This window comes from Bacillus sp. 22190 (assembly GCF_052045575.1).
In the GTDB taxonomy this organism is placed as follows: Bacteria; Bacillota; Bacilli; order Bacillales; family Bacillaceae; genus Bacillus; species Bacillus altitudinis.
The window spans coordinates 1-410 of record NZ_JBQEPF010000051.1 but is presented as its reverse complement, the minus strand read 5'-3'; the positions used below and the strand labels follow the sequence as shown (position 1 = coordinate 410).

The window sequence follows — 410 nt, the reverse complement described above, 5'->3', positions numbered from 1 at the left end:
GTAACAAGGTAGCCGTATCGGAAGGTGCGGCTGGATCACCTCCTTTCTAAGGATATATGGAGCAGCGTACGTTTTTCGTCTTGTTTAGTTTTGAAGGAACTTGCAAAAGATCCTACAACATCATATCTTCGATATGAAAGATGGGCCTGTAGCTCAGCTGGTTAGAGCGCACGCCTGATAAGCGTGAGGTCGGTGGTTCGAGTCCACTCAGGCCCACCATCTTCTATTAAATCGGGGCCTTAGCTCAGCTGGGAGAGCGCCTGCCTTGCACGCAGGAGGTCAGCGGTTCGATCCCGCTAGGCTCCACCAACGTGTTCTTTGAAAACTAGATAACAATAAGTAATACATTCACATTGAATGCAATGCAAAGTTCATCACACATAGTGATTCTTTCTAAAGTAAGAAATGGT

General features: G+C 46.6%; 2 tRNA genes. Both read left to right on the top strand.

Annotation, left to right across the window (positions count from 1 at the left end):
* The first annotated feature begins 142 nt into the window (after positions 1-142).
* Positions 143-219: transfer RNA gene (locus ACTJKA_RS20000), tRNA-Ile, on the top strand.
* A 14-nt stretch (positions 220-233) separates the two neighbouring features.
* A tRNA-Ala gene (locus tag ACTJKA_RS19995) sits at positions 234-309 on the top strand.
* Positions 310-410 lie beyond the last annotated feature (101 nt).